The following is a 21419-nucleotide window of genomic DNA, read 5'->3' on the forward strand; positions in this document are numbered from 1 at the left end:
GAACCAGCAGGATGAGGATGAGGAGAAGCAGCGCGGTCGCGTACTTCAGGTCACCCGGCAGCCAGATGTTGGTGAGCTCGACCATCATGCCGATGATCATCGAGCCGACGAACGCGCCGAACGCCGTGCCGAGTCCGCCGAGCGTCACGGCGGCGAAGAACATCAGCAGCATGGTGCCGCCGGTGAACCAGTTCAGGCCGTTGAAGACGAGGCCGAAGAAGACGCCCGCGAGGCCCGCGAGGCCGCCGCTGACGATCCACACGATGTTGATCACCCGGTCGACGTCGATGCCCGAGGCCCGTGCGAGCGCGGGGTTGTCCGAGATCGCCCGGGTGGCCCGCCCGAAGCGCGTGTACATCAGGCCGAGCCCGACCGCGATGATCGCGAGCAGCGAGACGCCCATCGCGATGTACGACTGCACGGTGAGGGTCACCCCCGCGATCGTGATCGTCTCGGCGGTGCTGCGGTCGATGCGCACCACCCCGGAACCGAAGAAGAACTGGAACGTGTACTGCAGGGTGATGGAGAGGCCGATCGAGACGATCATGAGCTGCATGAGACTCAGCCGTCGTCTGCGCAGCGGTTTCCAGAGCACCTTGTCCTGGGCCCAGCCGAATCCCGCCGACGCGATCACCGCGAGGAGCCCGGCGAGCCAGAGGTTGCCGGTGAATCCCACGAACAGCGCGGCGAGCAGGCCGCCCATCGTCACCATCTCGCCCTGCGCGAAGTTGCTGAGGCCGGTGGTGCCGAAGACGAGCGACAGCCCGAGCGAGGCGAGGGAGATGAGCAGGCCCATGCGTATGCCCGACACGAACTGCTGCCAGAACCGCGGCCACGAGAACGAGCTCGCCGACGACTGGGAGGGCTTCGCCTCCTCGCCGTCCTCTCCGTCGCCGCCGGGCGCCGGCTGCACGGCGTCGGGATCGTCGGTCAGGGGGAACAGCGCGCTCGCCTGATTGTTGAGCTGCACCTGCACGTCGCGGGTGCCGGCGCTCCGGAAGAACTCGCCCTCGGGGAGCGAAGCCTCGTCGACCGTCACCGTGTAGGTGCCGGCCTCGGTGACGCCGAAGGCCCAGCGGCCGTTCTCGTCGGTCTCCGTCTGCTGCGCCTCGGCGCCGCCGCTGAGCGAGACCGAGATTCCGGGCGCGGGATCGCCGCTGCTCAGCTTGATCACACCCTGCACGCAGCCGGTGGATGCATCCGGTGCGCAGTCGGCCGCGAACGCCGGAGCGGCGAGCCCGCCGATCCCGAGCACCGTCAGGAGACCGGTGATCAGGAGGAGGAGCAGTCCCTTCGCGGCGGTTCGTCTTCGTTGGGGCTTCGGATTCACTGGACCTCCATTGGTCAATGAATTGATGGGGGCGGCGCGATGACCGCCCGGCAATAGTGTCGCCCAAATATATACCGACACCCGCAGCATCGCACGACTCGGGTCCGGGGCGTGGCGGCATCGTTGTCGATACGAGACATGAAGTTCCGCGTACGGGACCCGCCCGTTGGAGGAGGTCGAGAACTTTTCCGGATCGCCTCGCGACCGGGTGCCGGAGGCCGAGCGGGGCGATCGCCCGCGCGCAGTAGGATCGAGAGCATGGCTGAGCGATCCTGGTCCTTCTCGAAAGCGTTCCGCGGCATCTTCAGCGGCCCCGAGCTCATCACCGAGGACACGTGGGACGATCTGGAGACGGCGCTCATCACCGCCGACTTCGGCCCGGAGGTCACCGAGTCGATCCTGGGGCAGCTGCGCGCCGACGTGGAGCGGCACCGGGTGACCGAGGTGAAGCAGATGCGCAGCATGCTGCGCGACGCCATCGAGGAGCGCCTGGCGGCCTACGATCCGACGCTCCGCCTCTCGGAGCGTCCGGCCGTGATCCTGGTGGTCGGCGTCAACGGCGTCGGCAAGACCACCACGATCGGCAAGTTCGCGAACTACCTCAAGGCCTTCGACAAGCGGATCCTGGTGGGGGCCGCCGACACCTTCCGCGCGGCGGCCGTCGAGCAGCTGGGCACCTGGGCCGAGCGCGCGGGCGTCGACATCGTGAAGCCGCAGCAGCAGGGGCAGGATCCCGCCTCGGTCGCCTTCCAGACGGTCGAGCGCGCGAAGAACGAGGCGTACGACATCGCGATCATCGACACGGCTGGCCGGCTGCAGACCAAGGGCGGGCTCATGGACGAGCTCGGCAAGGTGCGTCGCGTCATCGAGAAGCAGGCCCCCGTCGCCGAGGTGCTGCTGGTGCTCGACGCGACCACGGGGCAGAACGGGCTCGCGCAGGCGGAGGCCTTCATCGAGCACGCCGGAGTGACGGGCCTCGTGCTGACGAAGCTCGACGGCTCGGCGAAGGGCGGCTTCGTGCTCTCCGTGCAGCAGAAGACGGGGCTGCCGATCAAGCTCGTGGGGCAGGGCGAGGGTATCGGCGACCTCACGGGGTTCACCCCTCACGTCTTCGCCCAGCAGCTGGTCGGCTGAGCGCGTGGTCTCGCGTGCCCAGGTCGGCCTGCGCTCGGAGCGCGGACCGGTCCTGCTGGCGCTCATGCTGGCGACGGCGCTCATCGCCGTCGACGCCACGATCCTGGCGACGGCGGTGCAGAGCGTCGTGGCCGACCTCGGCGGCTTCGCGCAGTTCCCGTGGCTGTTCTCGAGCTACATGCTCGCGCAGGCCGTCTCGGTGCCGATCTACGCCAAGCTCTCCGACACGATCGGGCGCAAGCCGATCATGCTCATCGGGATCGTCCTCTTCCTGCTGGGATCCATCGCCTGCGGCCTCGCGTGGAGCATGCCGGCCCTCATCGTCTTCCGCGGCCTGCAGGGGCTCGGGGCGGGCGCCATCGCGCCGATGGCGCAGACCGTCGCGGGGGACATCTACACGGTCGAGGAGCGCGCCAAGGTGCAGGGCTACATGGCCGGCGTGTGGGCCACGGCATCCGTGCTGGGGCCGGCGCTCGGCGGCGTGTTCTCGCAGTTCGTCTCCTGGCGGTGGATCTTCCTCATCAACATCCCGCTCTGCCTCCTGGCCGGCGCGCTGCTGCTGCGCAACTACCGCGAGAACTCCGTGCAGCGGGAGCGGCGCATCGACTTCGCGGGCGCCACGGTGCTCACCATCGGGCTCACGGCGACGATCCTCGCCATCATCGAGGGCGGTCACTCCTGGGCCTGGCTGTCGCCGACCGGTCTCGGCCTCGTGTCGCTCGGGATCGCGGCGCTCGCCGGCTTCGCGCTGATCGCCAGGCGGGCGTCCGAGCCGATCCTCGATCTCTCCCTGCTGAGATCGCCCGTCGTGTGGGCCCCCACCTGCATCTCGGCCTGCGTGGGGGCGCTGCTCACCGGATTCACGGCCTTCGCGCCGAGCTATCTCGAGCGCACCGCGGGATCGCCGCCGCTGATCGCCGGGTTCGCGGTCGCGGCGTGCATGCTCGGCTGGCCGGTCGCCGCGACGACCTCCGGCCGCATCTACCTGCGCTGGGGCTTCCGCCGCACCGCGCTCATCGGCAGCGCCATCGCCACGGCCGGCACGATCGCGCTCGTGGCCGTGGCGCCGCGACCGGATCCCGTGACGATCGCCGCCTGCGCGTTCGCGATCGGCTTCGGCCTGGGCTGGACCGCGACGCCGACGCTCATCGCCGCACAGGCCTCGGTGGAGTGGAACCAGCGCGGGGCGGTCACCGGGCTCAACGTGTTCGCCCGCACGGCCGGCGGCGCGATCGGGGTGGCCGTCTACGGGGCGGTGTCGAACGGGGTCATCGCGGCCGGTGGCGGCGAGCACCACGCACCCACCGTGATCGCGGCCACCTGGTGGGTGTTCGTCGGCATCGCGATCACCTCGGCGCTCATGCTCGCGGGAGCGGCCGCCATGCCCCGTCGGAGCGGTGCGGGAGGCTGACCGCGGCGCGCGCCGCGCGCACCGACTAGAATGGTGCCGCTATGGCTACTTTCGGGAACCTCTCCGCTCGGCTGACCGAGACCTTCAAGAACTTGCGCGCGAAGGGCAAGCTGTCGGCCTCCGACGTCGACAGCACGGTGCGCGAGATCCGGCGCGCCCTGCTCGAGGCCGACGTGGCGCTCGACGTGGTCAAGGCCTTCACCGCCACGGTGCGCGAGCGCGCGCTGGGCGACGAGGTGAACCAGGCGCTCAACCCGGCCCAGCAGGTCGTGCAGATCGTCAACGAGGAGCTCGTGGGCATTCTCGGCGGCGAGCAGCGCCGCCTGCAGTTCGCGAAGAACCCGCCGACGGTCATCATGCTCGCGGGCCTGCAGGGCGCCGGCAAGACCACGCTCGCCGGCAAGCTCGCGAAGTGGCTGAAGGATCAGGGGCACACCCCTCTCCTCGTGGCCTGCGACCTGCAGCGCCCCAACGCCGTCACCCAGCTCGGCGTCGTCGCCGAGCAGGCTGGCGTGGCCATCTATGCGCCGGAGCCCGGGAACGGCGTCGGCGATCCTGTGCGGGTGGCGAAGGACGGCGTGGCCGAGGCCCGCCGCGCGCAGCACGACTTCGTGATCATCGACACCGCCGGCCGTCTGGGTGTCGACGCCGAGCTTATGCAGCAGGCCTCCGACATCCGCAGGGCCACCGACCCCGACGAGGTGCTCTTCGTCATCGACTCCATGATCGGCCAGGACGCGGTGGCGACGGCGCAGGCCTTCCAGGAGGGCGTCGACTTCACCGGCGTCGTGCTCACCAAGCTCGACGGCGACGCCCGCGGCGGCGCGGCGCTCTCGATCCGGAGCGTCACGGGCCGGCCGATCCTCTTCGCCTCCACCGGCGAGGGCCTCGGCGACTTCGAACCGTTCCACCCGGATCGCATGGCGAGCCGGATCCTCGACCTCGGCGACATCCTCACCCTCATCGAGCAGGCGCAGCAGGCATTCGACGAGGACGAGGCGCGCAAGGTCGCCGAGAAGATCGCGTCGGACGCATTCACGCTCGACGACTTCCTCGGCCAGATGCAGCAGCTGCGCAAGGCCGGCTCCATCAAGAAGATGATGGGGATGCTGCCCGGCATGGGCAAGATGAAGGATCAGCTCGAGAGCTTCGACGAGCGCGAGATCGTGCGCACGGAGGCGATCATCCAGTCGATGACGCGCGAGGAGCGGGCGAACCCGAAGATCCTCAACGGCTCTCGCCGCCTGCGCATCGCGAAGGGCTCCGGCATGACCGTGACCGACGTCAACCAGCTCGTGCAGCGCTTCGAGCAGGCGGCGAAGATGATGAAGACCGTCGCGCGCGGCGGCGTGCCCCAGATCCCCGGCATGGGGCCGGTGCCGGGCATGGGCGGCCACGGCGGCAAGAAGAAGCCGCAGGGCAAGGGCAAGGGGGCGAAGCGCTCGGGCAATCCGGCCAAGCGCGCGCAGGAGGCGGCGGGGATCGCGGCGAAGCCCGCCCCGGCGAGCGGATCGGGCTTCGGGCTGGGTGCCGGAGGCGCCGCGCAGCCGAGCGAGGAGGACCTCGCCAAGCTGCAGCAGATGCTCGGGAAGGGCCTGCGGTAGCGGAGCCCGGCCCGCGACAGCCGTTGCGGCCCGCGGCCCGGGCACCTGCGGCGGGATCCCGACGCTACGCGAACTCCCGCACGTAGAGCAGCATGCGGCCGTCGACGCCGGGCTCGGTGTTCGCGAAGCCGTGGCGCTCGTAGAAGCGGCGCGTGTCGACGTCGACCTCGTCGACGTTGATGTGCATCTCCTCGCCGCCCCGTGCGCACAGCTCGGCGACGGCGCGCTCGAGGATGGCCGTGCCGATCCCGTCGGCGCGGCGAGGCGGGCGCACGTACAGCTCGTCGAGCACCGCGAGCGGCCCGTCGGAGTAGATGGTCGGGCGCAGGGTGATCAGGGCGAAGCCGTCGGGCGCGCCGGGCGGCCCGGCGAACACCGCGTAGCCGACGGGGGAGGCGAGGATCGCGCGGAAGCGGCGCGCCAGGTCCGCGTGGGCGGGGCACGGCGACTCGAACTCGGCGTTGAAATCGGCCTGGAGACGCGCGAGAGTCTCCGCGTCGTCGGGGCCTGCGAGGACGGCGGCGATGCTGCTCATCTCCCCAGTCTGCGCCCGATCCGAACAAATCGCCATAAAAACCCCTGATCCTGACAAAAATTGATTTTCTTGCTCCGCTGTGGCAGGATTGATGAGTTCGCGCACTCGCGCGCCCAGGCTTCCGTCCCGGCTGCGATCGGCGGTGCGGTGTCACACCACTCGATTCTCGAATCGACCAACTCAAGGAGTCATTCATGGCTGTCAAGATCCGTCTGAAGCGCCTCGGCAAGATCCGCGCGCCCTACTACCGCATCGTCGTGGCCGACTCGCGCACCAAGCGCGACGGCCGCGTGATCGAGGAGATCGGCAAGTACCACCCGACCGAGAACCCCTCGTTCATCGAGGTCGACTCGGATCGCGCGCAGTACTGGCTGAGCGTCGGCGCGCAGCCGACCGAGCAGGTGGCCGCGATCCTCAAGCTGACCGGCGACTGGGGCAAGTTCACGGGCGAGGGCAGCACCGAGTCGCGGGTGCTGCCGGTCGAGCCCAAGGCCGCCTTCGAGGTCGACGCCTCGAAGAAGACGGTGCTGCGTCCCAAGGCCGAGAAGCCCGCCGCGGCTCCGGCCGAGGCGCCGGCCGACGAGGCCGCCGCCGAGACCAGCGAGGACTAATCCTCTTGGCTGAGCAGGCGCTGGCCGAGGCGCTCGACCATCTCGTGCGGGGGATCGTGGATCACCCGGAGCGCGTGCGCGTCGACTCGCGGGACACCGCCCGCGGCGAGGTGCTCGAGGTGCGGGTGCACCCGAGCGACCTCGGCCGCGTGATCGGGCGCGGGGGTCGTACGGCCTCCTCGCTGCGCACCGTCGTCTCGGCGCTGGCGGAGAACGGGCGCGTGCGCGTCGACGTGGTCGACACCGATCTCGTCGACGACCGCGAGGCCGACGGCGAGATCGATGCCGATGAGGCCGCGGCCGACGGCGCCGGTCCCCGCGAGCCGGAGGACGACGCCTGATGGCCGATGCGCGAGAGCGTGCGCGAGCTCCCCGTCCCGCTAGCGGGGCGGGGAGTTTGCGCGTGGGGCGCCTGACGAAGCCGCACGGACTGAAGGGCGGCATCAAGCTCGAGCTCTTCACCGACAATCCCGAGCTCCGCTTCGTGCCCGGAGCGGTGTTCCACCTGCAGGTGCCCGAGGACTCGCCGTGGTTCGGGCGCACCATCACCATGCGCGAGCTGCGCTGGTTCAACGACTCCCCGGTCGGGTTCTTCGAGGAGCTCCCCGACCGCACCGCCGCCGAGGGCATCGTGCGCGCGATCCTCTGGATCGACGAGCAGACCGTCGCCGCCGGCGAGGAGGAGAACGCCTGGTACGACCACCAGCTCGTGGGGATGTCGGTGGTGCGCGACGACGTGGTGCTGGGCACGGTCGCCGAGGTGCAGCACTTCCCGGCGCAGGACCTGCTCGCGGTGACCACGGATCGCGGCACCGTGCTCGTGCCGTTCGTCGAGGCCATCGTGCCGAGCGTCGATCTCGAGGCCGGCGTGGTGCGGGTGACCCCGCCCGCGGGGCTCTTCGAGGAGGCTGAGGGCGAGTGAGGATCGACATCGTCTCGATCTTCCCCGGCTACTTCGACGCGCTCGGGCTGTCGCTGCTCGGCAAGGCCAAGCAGAAGGGGCTCATCGACGTGCGGGTGCACGATCTGCGCGACGCCGCGCACGACCGGCACCGCACCGTCGATGACACGCCCGCGGGCGGCGGGGCCGGCATGGTGATGAAGCCGGAGCCGTGGGGCGAGATGCTCGACGGGATCCTCGGATCGGATGACGCGGATCCCGAGCCCCTCATCATCTTCCCCTCGCCGGCCGGCGAGGTCTTCGACCAGCGCATGGCCCGCGAGCTCGCGCACGAGCGGCACCTGATCTTCGGGTGCGGCCGCTACGAGGGCATCGACCAGCGGGTGTTCGACGAGTACTCGGAGCGCGGCCGCGTGCGCCTCGTGAGCATCGGCGATTACGTGCTCAACGGGGGAGAGGTCGCGACGATCGCGATGATCGAGGCGATCGGCCGCCTGCTGCCCGGTGTCGTGGGCAACCCCGAGAGCCTCGTCGAGGAATCCCACGAGGAGGACGGCCTGCTCGAGTACCCGAGCTACACCAAGCCGGCCGCGTGGCGCGGGCGCGAGGTGCCGCCCGTGCTGCTGAGCGGCAACCACGCCGCCGTCGACGCGTGGCGGCGCGAGCAGCGCATCGAGCGCACCCGCCGGGTGCGTCCCGAGCTGCTGCCGCGGCAGCTGAGCGGCGAGTCCCGCGGTCGGCACGCGGCGGAGTAGGTCGCGGGCCGGAGCCCTAGCGGTGCTCGAGCGCAGCGGCACGGCCGTCCTGCAGCGCGAACCACATCCCCGACGACGGATCCTCGATCAGCGCGGCAGCGGGGTCCATCGTCGCGATGGCCGCCGCGAGTGCGGCGTCCGCGTTGAAGCCGGCCTCCTCCGCGGGATCGTCCGACGACGGTCGCCAGACGCGGTAGGTGCCCAGAGCGGTGCCGTCGTCGTCGAGGATCGGCGCGATCCACTCGTCGAGGGGCGCCGCGACCGGGGTGCTCGACGCTCCGGCGACGTACTCGGGGGCCCAGTGGTGGATCCGATGGATCCGCCCGAATGCGGAGGCCCCGGAGAGCGGGTTGCCGCCGTCCTCGGCGAGCGCCCCGCTCCGGTCCTCTCGCAGCCCGGTCGCCGCCCGCTCGTCGAACCGCGCTGCGACGTCTGCGCTCGTCTCGGCACCGGTGCCGGTGTCGGCGCCCGGGCCTCGGGCGTGGTCCGGTGAGGCGCACGCCGTGAGGGCTGCCAGCAGCAGCGCCCGCGCTGCAACGGCCGCCGCGACACGCCTGGCGAGACCCGGAGGACGCCCTCCGGCGCGTGCGCTCATATCGGGATCCTTCCGCCGGTGTTCGTGTGCCGAATGCCCCCAATCATCTCGGGTCGAGGGCACCGCCGCTAGGCTTGACGCATGCGTGATTTCCTCTCGGCCGCCATCGGCAAGACGGTGCGACAGGTCGCGCGGCTGCGGGGCGGCGGGTCCGCGCTCCCCGGCCTGGTCGTGGAGAAGCTGGATCCGGGGTTCCTCTCCCGGGTGCTCGGCCGCCTGCCGTACGGCGTGGTCGCGGTGAGCGGCACCAACGGCAAGACCACCACCACGAAGATGATCGTGGAGGTGCTGGAGGCCCAGGGCCTCCGGGTGTTCACCAATCGCACCGGTTCCAACTTCTCGCGCGGCGTCGTCGCCGCGGCGATCCAGGAGTGCTCGATCGGCGGCAGGCTCGACGCCGACATCGCGGTGCTCGAGCTCGACGAGGCGCACGCGATGTACTTCATCGACCGGGTGCCGCCGCGCTTCACGCTGCTCCTCAACGTGCTGCGGGACCAGCTCGACCGCTTCGGCGAGATCGACACGACGGCGAAGCTGCTGCAGCGCATCGCCGACGCCACGACGGAGGGGCTCGTGGCGAATCGCGAGGACCGGCTGGTCGCGGCGATCGGGGAGCGCACGCGCGAGCGCGCGGGCGGGCCGGAGGTGCGCGGCTTCGGGCTCTCCGACGCGCTGCTGTCGACCTTTCCCAGCGACGACGACTTCCACGCGGCCCCCGGCCTCGCAGCGGCCGGTGAGCGCGAGGACGCGGACGTCACGCTCGTCGAGCTCGGCGATCACGAGGCGGTGTTCCGCATCGACGGCGCCGAGCACCGCACCACGCTCAAGCTCGAGGGCCTCTACAACACGTTCAACGCGGCGTCGGCGCTCGTCACGGTGCGCATGATCCTCGAGGCGGGCCCGCTCGCGGGACTCGCCACGGGATCCGCGCCGCATCCGACGACCGAGGCGATCCTCGCCGCCCTCGCCGAGGTGCGCCCGGCGTTCGGCCGCGGCGAGCGGCTCGTGCTCGACGGACAGCCGCTCGAGCTCGTGCTCGTGAAGAACCCCGCGGGCTTCCGGCTCGGACTCGCCTCCTTCGACCCGAGCGGCGTGTCGGTGATGATCGCCATCAACGACCAGTACGCCGACGGCCGCGACATGTCCTGGCTGTGGGACGTCGACTTCACCTCGCTCGCCGAGGCCGGCGTCGACACGGTCAGCGGCACCCGCGCGTGGGACATGGCCCTGCGGCTGGAGCACGACGACGTGCCCGTGGGCCACGTCGAGGAGGATCTGGGGCGCGCGCTGCGCGAGTTCCGGGCGCGCACCATGCCCGCCGGCGGCGAGGGGAGCGCGCGGCGCATCTACTGCACCTACACCGCCATGCTCGAGCTGCGCAGGGCGCTCGCCGAGCTGACCGACGTGGAGGACATCTGGTGAACGGGTCACGGGAGCTGACGATCGTGTCGCTGTACCCTCGCGACATGAACATCTACGGGGATCGCGGCAACGTGCTCTCCCTCGTGCGACGGGCGCGAGCGCACGGCTACGCGCCGCGCGTGGTCGAGGTCAATCCGGGAGACCCGCTGCCGGAGTCCGTGGACATCGTGATCGGCGGCGGCGGGCAGGACTCGGGCCAGGGCCGGGTGGCGACGGACCTCGCGGCGCGGGCCGACGGGATCCGGGCCCTCGCGGCCGACGGCACGCCCATGCTCATGATCTGCGGGCTCTACCAGCTGTTCGGCCACCGCTTCGTCACCCACACGGGCGAGGAGCTCGCCGGCATCGGCGTGCTCGACGTCGAGACCCGCGGCGGCAGCGAGCGCATGATCGGCAACATCGTGCTCGAGTCGGAGGAGTTCGGCGAGATCATCGGGTACGAGAACCACAGCGGCAACACGACGCTGGGCGCGGGATCGCGTCCGCTCGGACGCGTGACCCAGGGTGCCGGCAACAACCCCGATGACGGTGTGGAGGGCGCGCGCACCGCCAACGTGATCGGCAGCTACCTGCACGGCTCGCTGCTGCCGAAGAACCCGGCCCTCAGCGACTTCCTCATCGGCGAGGCGGCGCGCCGCCGGTACGGGAGCTTCGAGGCGATCGCGGGAACGGATTCGACGGTGGAGCGGGCGCGGGCGAGCGCGAAGCGCCGGCCCCGCTGATCCCGCGCGGCGGCGCACCGCGAAAATTTTTTCACACCCGCGGGAATATGCATGTGCATGTATCAGTTGTGCTTCATCAGACCCACTCGTCGAACGAAAGGCACTCGAATGTCCATCACTGCAGAGCAGATCCCCGGTTACCGCGTCGGCACCTGGAAGATCGATCCCACCCACTCCGAGGTCGGCTTCTCGATCCGCCACCTCGCCATCAGCAAGGTCAAGGGCAAGTTCGAGCAGTTCGACGCGACCTTCGTCACCGCCGAGAACCCGCTCGACTCCTCCGTCGAGGCGAACGTCGAGGTCGCATCGGTGAACACCAACGAGAAGAACCGCGACGGGCACCTGCGCACCGGCGATTTCTTCGCCGTCGAGGAGCACCCGCAGCTCACCTTCGTGTCCACCGGTGCGCGCGAGGAGGGCGGCGACTTCAAGGTCGACGGCGAGCTCACCATGCGCGGGGTGACGAAGCCCGTGACCCTCGACTTCGAGTTCGGCGGCTTCGGCGAGGACCCCTACGGCAACTACAAGGCCGGTTTCACCGCCACCACGGTCGTGAAGCGCGAGGACTTCGGCCTCACCTTCAACGCGCCGCTCGAGAAGGGCGGCATGCTGCTCGGCTCCGACGTCACCATCACGCTCGACATCCAGGCGGCGCTGCAGCAGTAACGGCGGCGCACCTCTGGAGAGGGCGGGATCGGCTTCGGCCGGTTCCGCCCTTCCGTGTCACTCCAGCTCCCCGGTGATGCGCCCGCGCACCCGGCGCAGATCCTCCATGAGCGAACCGATGAGCACCCAGTGGTCGGGGTGGGGCTGCGGGATCGTGTACGGCGCCGTGAGCGCGGGCGGCTCGGCGACGTCCGGCTCCTGCGAGGCGTCGCGCACGAGCCGCTCGAGATCGTGGGCGGCGCGGCGGATCTCCTCGACCATGCCCACCACCGAGGCGTCGGAGACGAGGTCGGGCTCGTAGAGGTCGTAGACGGCGCGCGACATGCCGCCGATCTGCGTGATGATCGGCTGCAGGCGCTGGAACAGCGCGTCGTCATCCGCGAGGCCCGTCCGGTAGCGGGGGCTGCGGGGGTTGAGCCGCAGGCTCTCCCGCGCCTGCCGCAGCAGGCCGTGCACTCGCGCGCGCTCGGTCTGGAGGGCCCGCGCCTCGAGATGCATGTCCTCGAGCCAGTCGTCGTCGCGGGGCGCGTCCAGCGCGTCGGCGATGCGCCGGAGCGCGGCCGCGGCGTCCTCCGTGAGCGACACGAGCGCCTCGTGCACCGGCAGGGTGCGCACGGGCGCGACGACGAGGGCGTTCACCGCGACGCCGATGAGGGCGCCGATGAGCGTCTCGACCAGCCGTTCCACGCCGTAGTGCAGATCCAGACCGCCGAGCGCGATCATGAGCAGGGCGCTCACCACGATCTGGTTCGCCGCGCTCGGGGTCATGCGCAGCAGCCAGCCGAGGGCGAGCCCGGCCACGAGCGCGGCGATGAACAGCCACGAGTGCTGGCCCAGGAACTCTCCCGTGAGCAGTGCGACGGCCACGCCGAGCAGCACGCCGACCACACGCTCGAGGCCCTTGCTGAGGGACTGGTCCACGTTGTCCTGCACCACGAGGAGCGCCGCGATCGCGCCGAAGATCGGCAGCTGCTCGGGGAAGACGAGCAGGCACGTGAACCACGCGAGGATCATCGAGGCGAGCGTCTTCACCACCTGGATGAGCGGGGTCCGCTGCTCCGCCCGGACCCGGCTGGTGAGCTGGCGCGGCGCGCGCCACCATCTGGTGAGGCGGCCGGGGCTCACGGTCGATCCGGTCTCACAGCAGCCCCAGCTTGCGCAGCTCCTCGCGCAGCGTCGCGCCGTCCGGGCCGTAGACCCACGGCACGCCGCTGGTGCTGCGGTGCAGGTTGGCCTTCGACCGACCGCCGGCGAGCACGGCCTCGCCGATCGAGAGCTGCCTGATCAGGACCGCGGCGACGTTCTCGGGGTGCGCGGTGGCGAACTCGTGGTACAGCGCCTCGTCGTGCTGCCCGTCGTCGCCGATCAGCACCCATCGCACCTCGGGGAACTCGGCCGCGAGCCGCTTGAGCTCCCGGCGCTTGTGCTCCTTGCCGCTGCGGAACCAGCGGTCGTGCGTCGGGCCCCAGTCGGTGAGGAGCAGGGGGCCCATGGGGTAGAGGTTGCGGGCGAGGAATCGGCTCAGGGCCGGCGCCGCGTTCCACGCGCCCGTCGAGAGGTAGACCACCGGAGATCCCGGGTGGCGCGCGACGAGATGATCGAGCATCACCGCCATGCCGGGGGTGGCGGATCGCGCGTGCTCGTCGAGCACGAAGCTGTTCCACGCGGCGACGAACGGCCGGGGCAGCGCGGTGATGAGGATCGTGTCGTCGATGTCGGAGATGACGCCGAGCCGGGCGCCGGGATCCACCACGTTCACCGGGGCGTCGGCCGCCTCGCTGTCGCCGGCCTGCAGCGTGAGCGTGTGCCAGCCGGGGGAGAGCGACACCGGCACGATCGAGTCGATCACACCGCCCCGATCGGCGACGACCTCGGTCACCGGCTCGCCGTCGATGAGCACGCGCACCGGCTGGTGCGGCACCGAGAGGCTGGTGAAGGTGCGCCAGCCGCGCACCCGGGAGACCTCGGCCACATCGGGCCGGAAGCGCGTGTGCTCGCGGCTCTCCGGCTTCAGGTACAGCACCCTCCCGAGCACCCGCACCCAGTCCGTGCTGCCGTATCCGATGTACGGGATCACCGACGGCTTCTTGCCGCGGGAGATGGCTCGGCGGGCGCGGCGCACGTGCATCCAGTCCTCGAGGCGGGCCGCGAGGCGGGGCCGGGAGTCGGGCTCGGCGTTCGAAGTCACCCCGCCAGTCTAGGGCGTGCGCGTCCGCCGCACGCCGCGCGCCGGCCGCGGCTACTCCTCGCCGGTGTCCTCGCCCGCGAGACGCATGTGGGCGCGCTCCCGGCGGAGGAAGGCGCGCTTCGCGGCCCACAGCGCGAGCACCACGAGCAGCACCGCGCCCGCGAAGATGAAGCCCGCGCCCTTCACCCGATCGGCCAGGCGCTCGAACCCCGCGGCCGCGCCGGCGCCCAGCGAGACCACCAGCAGCGCCCAGACGACGCTCGCCGAGGCGGTCCAGGCCAGGAAGACGCGGTAGCGCATGCCGGCCATGCCGGCGGTGAGCGGGATCAGCGAGTGCAGCACTGGCAGGAAGCGCGAGAGGAACACGGCGACCCCGCCGCGCTCGCCGAGGTAGTGCTCGGCGACCCGCCAGTTGCGCTCGCCCAGGCGCCGGCCCGCACGACTGGCGCGCAGCCGGGGGCCCGCCCAGCGGCCGAGCGCGAATCCGATGCTCTCGCCGGCGACGGCGCCGACCACGAGGGCGACGACGAGCCAGACGAACTCCGCCGGACCCGTCACACCGACGGAGGCGACGAGGGCGATCGTGTCGCCCGGCACGACGAGGCCCACGAACACCGAGGTCTCGAGCAGCATGCCGAGACCCGCGACGAGCGTGCGCAGCACGGGATCGAGATCGCGTACCGCGTCGATCAGCGCGCTGAGCAGTTCCGTCACCGCACCGAGTGTATCCGAGCGGCGTGCGGAGACGCCCGGAGCGGTGGAGTCGCTCGATGTCGAATGAAATGTAGTTCGAGCCCGAGTGAAAAGTAGTTCGACGTCAAGCCGCATTCGCAGCGGATTCACAGAAAAGGTAAAATGGGGTCGGCCGGTCGTCGACCGGCAGCTCCGGCGAGAATGACATCTCGTGGCGGATCTCACTAAGGGAGTGCACCCTTGGTGGGGTGCGGCCCTTCGTTCTGGAGCGATACATGAACGAATTCCTCGACCCGTTGATCCTGGCCAGGTGGCAATTCGGATTGACGACGCTGTACCACTTCATCTTCGTGCCGCTGACGATCGGGATGGCGCTGCTCGTCGCGATCCTGCAGACCGCCTGGGTGCGCACCGGCAAGGTGAAGTACCTGCGTCTCACTCGCCTCTTCGGCAAGATCTTCCTCATCAACTTCGCCATGGGCGTGGTCACCGGCATCGTGCAGGAGTTCCAGTTCGGCATGAACTGGTCGAACTACTCGCGCTTCGTCGGCGACATCTTCGGCGCTCCGCTCGCGATGGAGGGCCTCATCGCCTTCTTCTTCGAGGCCACCTTCATCGGGCTGTGGATCTTCGGCTGGGACAAGCTGCCCAAGAAGGTGCACCTCCTCACCATCTGGATGGTCTGGGTCGGCACCGTGCTCTCCGCCTACTTCATCCTCGCGGCCAACGCCTTCATGCAGAACCCCGTCGGGTTCGAGATCAACGAGGAGCGCGGGCGAGCCGAGCTCGACGACATCGGCGCCGTGCTCATGAACCCGGTCGCGGTGACGCAGTTCCCGCACACCGTCTTCGCCGCGACCATGTTCGCGGGTGTCGTGGTCGTCGCGGTCGCGGCCTGGCACCTGCAGCGGGGCCAGTTCGTCGACGAGATGCGCACCGCCCTGCGATTCGGCGCCTGGACCAACATCATCGCCTTCATGGGCGTCGGGTTCACCGGCCACCACCTCGGCATGGTGATGACCCAGACCCAGCCGATGAAGATGGCCGCGGCGGAGGCGCTGTACGAGAACGCCTCCGGCGCCGACGCCTCGTTCTCGATCTTCAGCCTGGGCACCCCCGACGGGGCGCACGAGATCTTCTCGATCCGCATCCCGTACCTGCTCTCGTTCCTCTCGAACGGCACCTTCGACGGCAGCGTCGAGGGCATCCGCGACCTGCAGGCCGAGTACGAGGCCCTCTACTGCGGCGCCGACTCGCTGCTCACGTGCCCGAGCGACGGGCAGTTCGCGCCCATCATCTGGGTGACCTACTGGGCGTTCCGCTGGATGATCGGCCTGGGCGCGCTCGCGGCGCTCGTCTCCGCCGTGGGGCTCTGGATCACCCGCAAGAACACCGAGCTGCCGGCCTGGGTGTGGAAGGTCGCCATCTGGACGGCGCCGCTCCCGATGCTGGCCTCGCTGGTGGGCTGGATCTTCACCGAGATGGGCCGGCAGCCCTGGATCGTCTTCGGGGTGATGACCACCGAGCAGGGCGTCTCCCCGGGGGTTCCGGGCTGGGCCGTGCTCACCTCCCTGCTCGTGTTCACCCTCGTCTACGGGGCGCTCGCGGTGCTCGAGTTCAAGCTGATCACGAAGGCGGCGAAGGAAGGGCCGCCCGAGATCGAGCCGGACGACAGCGGCGAACCCGACCACCAGCGACTGGCGACGGTCTACTAGGAGATGCGGAACATGGACCTCACGACACTGTTCTCAGCCGCGCCGGGGCTGCCGACGCTCTGGTTCTTCATCGTCGGCGCGCTGCTCATCGGGTACTTCGTGCTCGACGGCTTCGACTTCGGCGTCGGCATGTCGCTGCCGTTCCTCGGCCGCGACGACACCGACCGCCGGGTCATCATCAACACCATCGGACCGGTCTGGGATCTGAACGAGACCTGGCTCATCGTGGCGGGCGCCGCGCTCTTCGCGGCGTTCCCCGAGTGGTACGCGACGATGTTCTCCGGCTTCTACCTGGCGCTGCTGGTGATCCTCGTCGCCCTCATCCTGCGCGGCGTCTCCTTCGAGTACCGCCACCAGGGCAAGGGCGAGCAGTGGACGCGCTGGTTCGACCAGTTCATCTTCTGGGGATCGGTCCTGCCGCCGCTGCTGTGGGGCGTCGCCTTCGCGAACCTCGCCCAGGGGCTGCCCATCGTGCCGATGGAGAACGGCGGCTGGATCTACGAGGGCACGCTGCTGACGCTCCTCAACCCCTACGGGCTCCTCGGCGGGCTCACCATGCTGCTGATCACCTTCACGCACGGGCTCGTGTTCGTGTCGCTGAAGACGATGGGCGAGATGCGGGATCGCGCGCGGGCGCTGGCCACCCGCGTCGGCGTCGGCGCGGTCGTCGCCGGGGCCGGCTTCCTCATCTGGACGATCGTGCAGCACCTGGAGAGCGACACCCTGTGGCTGATCGTGCTCTGCTCGGCGGTCGCCGCGGTCGCGCTGATCGGCGGGTGGGTCGCGAACCTGCTCGGCCGCGAGGGGTGGGCGTTCACCGGCAACGCGACGGCCATCGCCTTCGCGCTGCTCGCGGTGTTCATGGCGATGTTCCCGAATCTCATGCACTCGAGCATCGATCCGGCGTACTCGATGTCGATCGCGGGGGCGGCGAGCTCGCAGAAGACCCTCGAGCTCATGACCTGGGTGGCCGGCTTCACCATGCCGCTGGTGCTGGCCTACCAGGGGTGGACCTACTGGGTGTTCCGCAAGCGGCTCAGCCGCGAGGCGATCCCCGCGGGCGCGCACTGAGCACGGCGGACCCGGCCCCGATCCCTCCGGGGCCGGGTTCGCTCCCGCCGCATGAAGCCCTCCCGCGATCGCCCCTAGGATTGACCTGATGAAGCCACTCGACCCGCGGCTGCTGCGCCACGCGCGAGCCGCACGCGGCGTGCTGCTGCTCGGCGCCCTCCTGGGGCTGCTGCGCACGCTCGCGATCCTCGCGTGGAGCTGGTGCCTCGCGCAGGCGCTGACCACGGCGGTGCTGCCCGCGCTCGGCGGGGCCGGCGGTGGCGCGGGGCGCATCGCGGAGGGCGCGTTCGCGCCCGAGCGGCTGCCCGTGCTCGTCGCGGGCGCGCTGGCGGCCCTGTGCGTGCGCTCGGCGGCGTCCTGGGCGATGGACGCGCTGGCCGCGCGCGGCGCGGTGCGGGTGAAGGCGCAGCTGCGGGCGGCGGCGCTCGACGCACTGGACGCGCGCTCGCCGCTGCGGGGCGACGGCTCCGGCGGCGCAGGGCCGTCCGACGCCGAGCTCGCCACGGTGCTGGGCCGCGGCCTCGACGCGCTCGACGGGTACTTCTCGGGTTATCTGCCGCAGCTGATCCTCACCGTCGTCGCGACGCCGCTGCTCGTCGCCGCGGTACTGCTCGCCGATCCGGTCAGCGGCGTCACGGTGCTCGTCGTCTTCCCCGTGATCCCGGTCTTCATGATCCTGATCGGGCTCGCGACGCAGGCGGTGCAGGACCGCCAGTGGGCCCAGCTGCAGCACCTCTCCGCGTCCTTCCTCGACGCGGTCTCCGGGCTCGCGACGCTCAAGATCTTCGGCCGCGAGCGGCGGCAGTCGGAGCGCATCGCCCGGGAGACCGAGGAGTACCGCTCCCGCACCATGAAGGTGCTGCGCGTCACGTTCCTCTCCGGCTTCGTGCTCGACCTCGCGGGCACCTTCTCCATCGCCCTCGTGGCGGTCACGGTGGGCACCCGCCTCGTGAACGGCGAGTTCCCGCTCGGCCTCGGCCTCTTCGTGCTGCTGCTCCTGCCCGAGGTGTTCATCCCGGTCCGGCAGGTGGGAGCGGCGTTCCACGCCTCGACCGAGGGGCTCGCGGCATCGAGCCGCGTGTTCGAGATCATCGACGGCGGCGCCGGCCCGTCCGCGCGACCGGCAGCCGCTCGAGATCCCCATTCTCGTCGGACGTCGCCGGCGGGAGCGACCGGAAACGGGATCTCGCGTGAGACGAGCGCGGAGACCGCGATCCGCTTCGACGGGGTGGGCATCGTGCGCGGCGGCCGGCACGTGGTGGGACCGGTGACGTTCGCGGTCGCCCCCGGCGAGTTCGTGGCGCTCGCGGGGCCGTCGGGCGCCGGCAAGTCGACACTGCTCGCGGCGCTGCTCGGATTCGTCGATCCCGCCGAGGGGCGCGTCTCGCTCGCCGGCGAGGCCGCGTGGTCCGGCCAGCGGCCCGGCCTGCTGCAGGGGACGATCACGCAGAACGTGACGCTGGGCGCCGCCCGACTCGATCCCGCGCGCGTGCGCCGCGCCCTCGCGGCGGCGGGCCTGCCCGACGCGGACCCCGATCGGCTGCTCGGAGCATCGGGAGCGGGGATCTCGGGGGGTCAGGCGCAGCGCGTCGCGATCGCGAGAGCCCTCTACCGCGCGTGGGATCGGGACGCCGCGGCGCTGCTGCTCGACGAGCCCAGCTCGGCGCTCGACGCCGCGACCGAGGCCGTGGTCTGCCGTGCGCTGCGCGCCGAGGCCCGCGCCGGCCGCGCGGTGCTCGTCGTGAGCCACCGTCCGGCGCTGCTGGCCGCCGCCGATCGGGTGGTGCGCGTCGAGGATGGATCCGCGACCGGGATCGAGACGGGACGCGGGGCCGGGGGCGCGAGCGCGTCGCGGGCGGGCACGCGGACGGAGGCCGGCGCATGAGCGGGACGACCGAGGCGATCCGGGCGCCGCGCCGCGCCGTGCTCGCGCGGGCGATGCCCTCCCGGAGGCGCCGCGCGCCCGGCCTGCTGCTCGGCGTGCTCTCCGACGTCTGCGTCGTCGGGCTGCTCGGCCTCAGCATGTGGCTGATCGTGCGGGCCGCGGAGCAGCCGCCGATCCTGCACCTGACCTTCGCGATCGTGGGCGTGCGCGCGCTCGCCATCGGCCGCGCCGCATTCCGGTACGCGGAGCGCCTGTTCAGCCACGACGCCGCCCTGGCGCAGCTCGCGTCGCTGCGCGCGCGGACCTTCGAATCGCTCGTGCCGCGGGTGCCGGGCGCGATCGAGTCGCACCGGCGCGGCGAGGTGCTCGCCGCGTTCGTCGACGACGTCGACCAGCTGCAGGACGAGCCGCTGCGGGTGCGCCAGCCGCTGCTCGTGAGCGCGGTGGTCGTCGGTCTCAGCGCGGCCGTGGTGGCACTCGTCTCACCCCTCGCCGGGCTGGTGCTCGCGTGCATGCTGCTGCTCAGCGGCGGCGCGGCGATCCTGCTCGCCCGTCGCATGGCGGGCCGGCACGACCGCGAGCTCAGCGAGGCACGGGCCTCGCTCGTCGACGCCCTGCTCGAGCGCTTCGCGGCGGCCGAGGTGCTCGCGGCCTACGGAGCGCTGCCGCGGCAGCGGGAGCGTATCGCCGCGGCCGAGGCGAGGCTCTCCGAGGTGCAGCTGCGGCGCACCCGCTCGGCGGGGCTCACCGGCGCCCTGCTGGCGCTCGGGGCCGGCCTCGCCTCGCTGCTCGCGTTCTGGCTGGTGCTGCCGGAGCTCGGCGCCGACGTCGCCGGCCTGTCGGCGCCGCTCTTCGCCGCGGTGGTGGTCGTGCCGGCGGCCGTGTTCGAGGTCTTCGCCCAGGTGCCCGCGGCGCTCGCGGCCCGGCGCGCCGTCGAGGCGAGCGCCGACCGGGTCGCAGCGCTCACCGAGACGGAACTGCCGCGCGAGCTGATGACCGAGCCGACGACCGAGCCCACGGGCGGACCGTTGACCGGGCCGGAGGGCCTCCCGGCGGCGGGTCCCGATCGGATCACGGCGGCCCTGGAACGGCTCGCGGACGCGGACCCCGACGCTCCGCTGCTCGAGGTGCGCGCGCTCGCGGTGCGCCACCCCGGGGCATCCGCCGACGCGGTCTCGGGCGTGAGCTTCGAGCTGCGGGCGGGGGAGACGCTCGTCGTGACCGGTGAGAGCGGGGCGGGGAAGAGCACCCTCGCGCTGGCGCTCGTGCGCTTCCTCGCCTACGAGGGCTCCTACCGGCTGCGCGGCATCGAGGCGGACGAGCTGCCGGCTCCCGCGGTGCGCCGTACGGTGGGGCTCTGCGAGCAGGCGCCGCACCTCTTCGATGCGGATCTGCGGCAGAACCTGAAGTTCGCGCGCGACACCGCGAGCGACGACGAGCTGATGGCGGCGCTCGACCGGGTGGGGCTCGGCGCCTGGGCGCGGGATCGCGGCGGTCTCGACGCGCCCGTCGGCGAGCACGGCGCGCTCGTCTCGGGAGGTCAGGCGCAGCGCATCGCGCTGGCCCGCGCGATCCTCGCCGACTTCCCCGTGGTGGTGCTCGACGAGCCCACGGCGGGGGTCGACCGCGAGCTCGCCGATCGGCTGCTCACCGACCTCCTCGGAGCCGTTCCCGCCGATCGGGCGGTGATCCTCATCACGCACACCGAGCTGCCGCCCGGAGTCGCGGCCGCCCGCCTCGCGCTCTAGGCGGTCGGCAGCGGTGCCCAGGTGCGGTCGAGCGCCTCGCGGAACCGCTCGAGGCGCGGCCCGTGGGACTCGGGCAGCGCGACGCCGTCGATGCTCGTGACCACGCGGATCCCGTGCAGCGCGTTGACGGCCCAGACCTCGCAACGGGTGAGTTCCGCGGGGGTCGGGCGGCCCGCCGCGAGCCGCCCGCGGGCGGTCCGGTGCAGCAACTCCTCGGTGACGGAGGCGACTCGCCCGCCGCCGGTGCTCGGCTCGTCGACGGCGCCCCCCGACTGGTCCGCGTCGTCGCGCCACCAGATGAGGCTCGTGGTCGCGCCCTCGAGCGCGCGCCCGTCGGCGTCGAGCAGCAGCGCCTCGGCGCCGAGGCCGCGGTTCAGCTCGGCGAGGCGGGCGATGTTCGGGCCCTTGCGGTGCGGGTGCTCGAGGCGCACGC

20 protein-coding genes and 1 pseudogene are annotated in these 21419 nt (G+C 71.5%); 14 read left to right on the forward strand and 7 right to left on the reverse strand.

The genetic code is table 11. The features are described from left to right. Positions 1-1330, reverse strand: a 1330-nt coding sequence (locus ACWKZU_RS18955) for a branched-chain amino acid ABC transporter permease (protein WP_449283899.1), incomplete at its 3' end; no start/stop codon positions are given. Between the two features lie 258 nt (positions 1331-1588). Between ACWKZU_RS18955 and ftsY the strand changes: the two genes are divergently transcribed. Genes ftsY through ffh form a run of 3 tightly spaced genes read left to right on the forward strand, consistent with a single transcriptional unit; the run spans position 1589 to position 5479 of the window. After that, positions 1589-2464, forward strand: a complete 876-nt coding sequence (ftsY, locus tag ACWKZU_RS18960; protein ID WP_449283900.1) for a signal recognition particle-docking protein FtsY — start codon at positions 1589-1591, stop codon at positions 2462-2464. Positions 2465-2468: 4 nt separating this feature from the next. Then, positions 2469-3875: an MFS transporter gene (locus ACWKZU_RS18965; RefSeq protein WP_449283901.1), complete on the forward strand. Its 1407-nt coding sequence runs from the start codon at positions 2469-2471 to the stop codon at positions 3873-3875. Between the two features lie 41 nt (positions 3876-3916). After that, positions 3917-5479, forward strand: a complete 1563-nt coding sequence (ffh, locus tag ACWKZU_RS18970) for a signal recognition particle protein (RefSeq protein ID WP_449283902.1) — start codon at positions 3917-3919, stop codon at positions 5477-5479. Positions 5480-5543: 64 nt separating this feature from the next. Here the strand turns inward: ffh and ACWKZU_RS18975 are convergent, their stop codons facing one another. Continuing rightward, positions 5544-6014 (reverse strand): GNAT family N-acetyltransferase, encoded by a 471-nt coding sequence (locus ACWKZU_RS18975; RefSeq protein ID WP_449283903.1) that lies wholly within the window; start codon positions 6012-6014, stop codon positions 5544-5546. 194 nt (positions 6015-6208) lie between these two features. Between ACWKZU_RS18975 and rpsP the strand changes: the two genes are divergently transcribed. From rpsP to trmD, 4 genes and pseudogenes are all read left to right on the forward strand, one after another. Next, positions 6209-6625, forward strand: a complete 417-nt coding sequence (gene rpsP / locus ACWKZU_RS18980; RefSeq protein WP_449283904.1) for a 30S ribosomal protein S16 — start codon at positions 6209-6211, stop codon at positions 6623-6625. A 5-nt stretch (positions 6626-6630) separates the two neighbouring features. Continuing rightward, a pseudogene (locus ACWKZU_RS18985) lies at positions 6631-6873 on the forward strand (RNA-binding protein); the annotation flags it as partial. A 92-nt stretch (positions 6874-6965) separates the two neighbouring features. Continuing rightward, positions 6966-7547 (forward strand): ribosome maturation factor RimM, encoded by a 582-nt coding sequence (gene rimM / locus ACWKZU_RS18990; RefSeq protein WP_449283905.1) that lies wholly within the window; start codon positions 6966-6968, stop codon positions 7545-7547. Next, positions 7544-8281, forward strand: coding sequence for a tRNA (guanosine(37)-N1)-methyltransferase TrmD (trmD, locus tag ACWKZU_RS18995; RefSeq protein ID WP_449283906.1), 738 nt, complete (start codon positions 7544-7546; stop codon positions 8279-8281). The genes rimM and trmD overlap by 4 nt, the downstream gene beginning before the upstream one ends. Positions 8282-8297: 16 nt before the next feature. On the opposite strand, the gene ACWKZU_RS19000 is transcribed toward trmD, so the two are convergent. Then, the gene (locus ACWKZU_RS19000; RefSeq protein ID WP_449283907.1) at positions 8298-8876 is read right to left on the reverse strand and encodes a hypothetical protein; all 579 of its coding nucleotides are present in this window, start codon (positions 8874-8876) and stop codon (positions 8298-8300) included. 81 nt (positions 8877-8957) lie between these two features. On the opposite strand from ACWKZU_RS19000, the gene ACWKZU_RS19005 reads away from it, so the two are divergent. From ACWKZU_RS19005 to ACWKZU_RS19015, 3 genes are all read left to right on the forward strand, one after another. After that, a complete protein-coding gene (locus ACWKZU_RS19005) occupies positions 8958-10298 on the forward strand; it encodes a MurT ligase domain-containing protein (RefSeq protein ID WP_449283908.1) in 1341 nt (446 codons plus the stop codon). Further along, positions 10295-11020 carry a type 1 glutamine amidotransferase gene (locus ACWKZU_RS19010; protein ID WP_449283909.1) on the forward strand — a complete coding sequence of 242 codons (726 nt, stop codon included), beginning with the start codon at positions 10295-10297 and terminating at the stop codon, positions 11018-11020. Before ACWKZU_RS19005 ends, ACWKZU_RS19010 begins: the two co-directional genes overlap by 4 nt. A gap of 108 nt (positions 11021-11128) precedes the next feature. Then, complete coding sequence (locus ACWKZU_RS19015; protein WP_449283910.1) at positions 11129-11686, forward strand: YceI family protein; 558 nt, start codon at positions 11129-11131, stop codon at positions 11684-11686. A gap of 57 nt (positions 11687-11743) precedes the next feature. Here the strand turns inward: ACWKZU_RS19015 and ACWKZU_RS19020 are convergent, their stop codons facing one another. The 3 genes from ACWKZU_RS19020 to ACWKZU_RS19030 are packed head-to-tail and all read right to left on the reverse strand — an operon-like array spanning position 11744 to position 14588. Next, positions 11744-12811: an FUSC family protein gene (locus ACWKZU_RS19020; RefSeq protein ID WP_449283911.1), complete on the reverse strand. Its 1068-nt coding sequence runs from the start codon at positions 12809-12811 to the stop codon at positions 11744-11746. 13 nt (positions 12812-12824) lie between these two features. Then, positions 12825-13874, reverse strand: a complete 1050-nt coding sequence (locus ACWKZU_RS19025) for an App1 family protein (RefSeq protein WP_449283912.1) — start codon at positions 13872-13874, stop codon at positions 12825-12827. Positions 13875-13925: 51 nt separating this feature from the next. After that, positions 13926-14588, reverse strand: a complete 663-nt coding sequence (locus ACWKZU_RS19030) for a DedA family protein (protein WP_449283913.1) — start codon at positions 14586-14588, stop codon at positions 13926-13928. Between the two features lie 254 nt (positions 14589-14842). Here ACWKZU_RS19030 and ACWKZU_RS19035 point away from each other — a divergent pair, with 254 nt between their 5' ends. From ACWKZU_RS19035 to cydC, 4 genes are all read left to right on the forward strand, one after another. Further along, positions 14843-16282, forward strand: coding sequence for a cytochrome ubiquinol oxidase subunit I (locus ACWKZU_RS19035; protein WP_449283914.1), 1440 nt, complete (start codon positions 14843-14845; stop codon positions 16280-16282). 12 nt (positions 16283-16294) lie between these two features. Further along, positions 16295-17353 (forward strand): cytochrome d ubiquinol oxidase subunit II, encoded by a 1059-nt coding sequence (gene cydB / locus ACWKZU_RS19040; protein WP_449283915.1) that lies wholly within the window; start codon positions 16295-16297, stop codon positions 17351-17353. An 88-nt stretch (positions 17354-17441) separates the two neighbouring features. After that, positions 17442-19238, forward strand: a complete 1797-nt coding sequence (cydD, locus tag ACWKZU_RS19045; RefSeq protein ID WP_449283916.1) for a thiol reductant ABC exporter subunit CydD — start codon at positions 17442-17444, stop codon at positions 19236-19238. Continuing rightward, positions 19235-20986 carry a thiol reductant ABC exporter subunit CydC gene (cydC, locus tag ACWKZU_RS19050; RefSeq protein ID WP_449283917.1) on the forward strand — a complete coding sequence of 584 codons (1752 nt, stop codon included), beginning with the start codon at positions 19235-19237 and terminating at the stop codon, positions 20984-20986. The genes cydD and cydC overlap by 4 nt, the downstream gene beginning before the upstream one ends. Here cydC and ACWKZU_RS19055 read toward each other — a convergent pair. After that, a partial coding sequence (locus ACWKZU_RS19055) for an aminotransferase class IV (RefSeq protein WP_449283918.1) occupies positions 20983-21419 on the reverse strand: 437 nt, incomplete at its 5' end. The genes cydC and ACWKZU_RS19055 overlap by 4 nt on opposite strands.

Source organism: Leucobacter sp. (assembly GCF_053528595.1).

What these genes read in the sequence shown, in the direction of transcription:
- ftsY (WP_449283900.1), top strand. Translation starts at nt 1,589, where the DNA reads ATGGCTGAGCGATCCTGGTCCTTCTCGAAAGCGTTCCGCGGCATCTTC.
- ffh (WP_449283902.1), top strand. Translation starts at nt 3,917, where the DNA reads ATGGCTACTTTCGGGAACCTCTCCGCTCGGCTGACCGAGACCTTCAAG.
- ACWKZU_RS18975 (WP_449283903.1), bottom strand. Translation starts at nt 6,014, where the DNA reads ATGAGCAGCATCGCCGCCGTCCTCGCAGGCCCCGACGACGCGGAGACT.
- rpsP (WP_449283904.1), top strand. Translation starts at nt 6,209, where the DNA reads ATGGCTGTCAAGATCCGTCTGAAGCGCCTCGGCAAGATCCGCGCGCCC.
- rimM (WP_449283905.1), top strand. Translation starts at nt 6,966, where the DNA reads ATGGCCGATGCGCGAGAGCGTGCGCGAGCTCCCCGTCCCGCTAGCGGG.
- ACWKZU_RS19000 (WP_449283907.1), bottom strand. Translation starts at nt 8,876, where the DNA reads ATGAGCGCACGCGCCGGAGGGCGTCCTCCGGGTCTCGCCAGGCGTGTC.
- ACWKZU_RS19005 (WP_449283908.1), top strand. Translation starts at nt 8,958, where the DNA reads ATGCGTGATTTCCTCTCGGCCGCCATCGGCAAGACGGTGCGACAGGTC.
- ACWKZU_RS19015 (WP_449283910.1), top strand. Translation starts at nt 11,129, where the DNA reads ATGTCCATCACTGCAGAGCAGATCCCCGGTTACCGCGTCGGCACCTGG.
- ACWKZU_RS19035 (WP_449283914.1), top strand. Translation starts at nt 14,843, where the DNA reads ATGAACGAATTCCTCGACCCGTTGATCCTGGCCAGGTGGCAATTCGGA.
- cydB (WP_449283915.1), top strand. Translation starts at nt 16,295, where the DNA reads ATGGACCTCACGACACTGTTCTCAGCCGCGCCGGGGCTGCCGACGCTC.
- cydD (WP_449283916.1), top strand. Translation starts at nt 17,442, where the DNA reads ATGAAGCCACTCGACCCGCGGCTGCTGCGCCACGCGCGAGCCGCACGC.
- cydC (WP_449283917.1), top strand. Translation starts at nt 19,235, where the DNA reads ATGAGCGGGACGACCGAGGCGATCCGGGCGCCGCGCCGCGCCGTGCTC.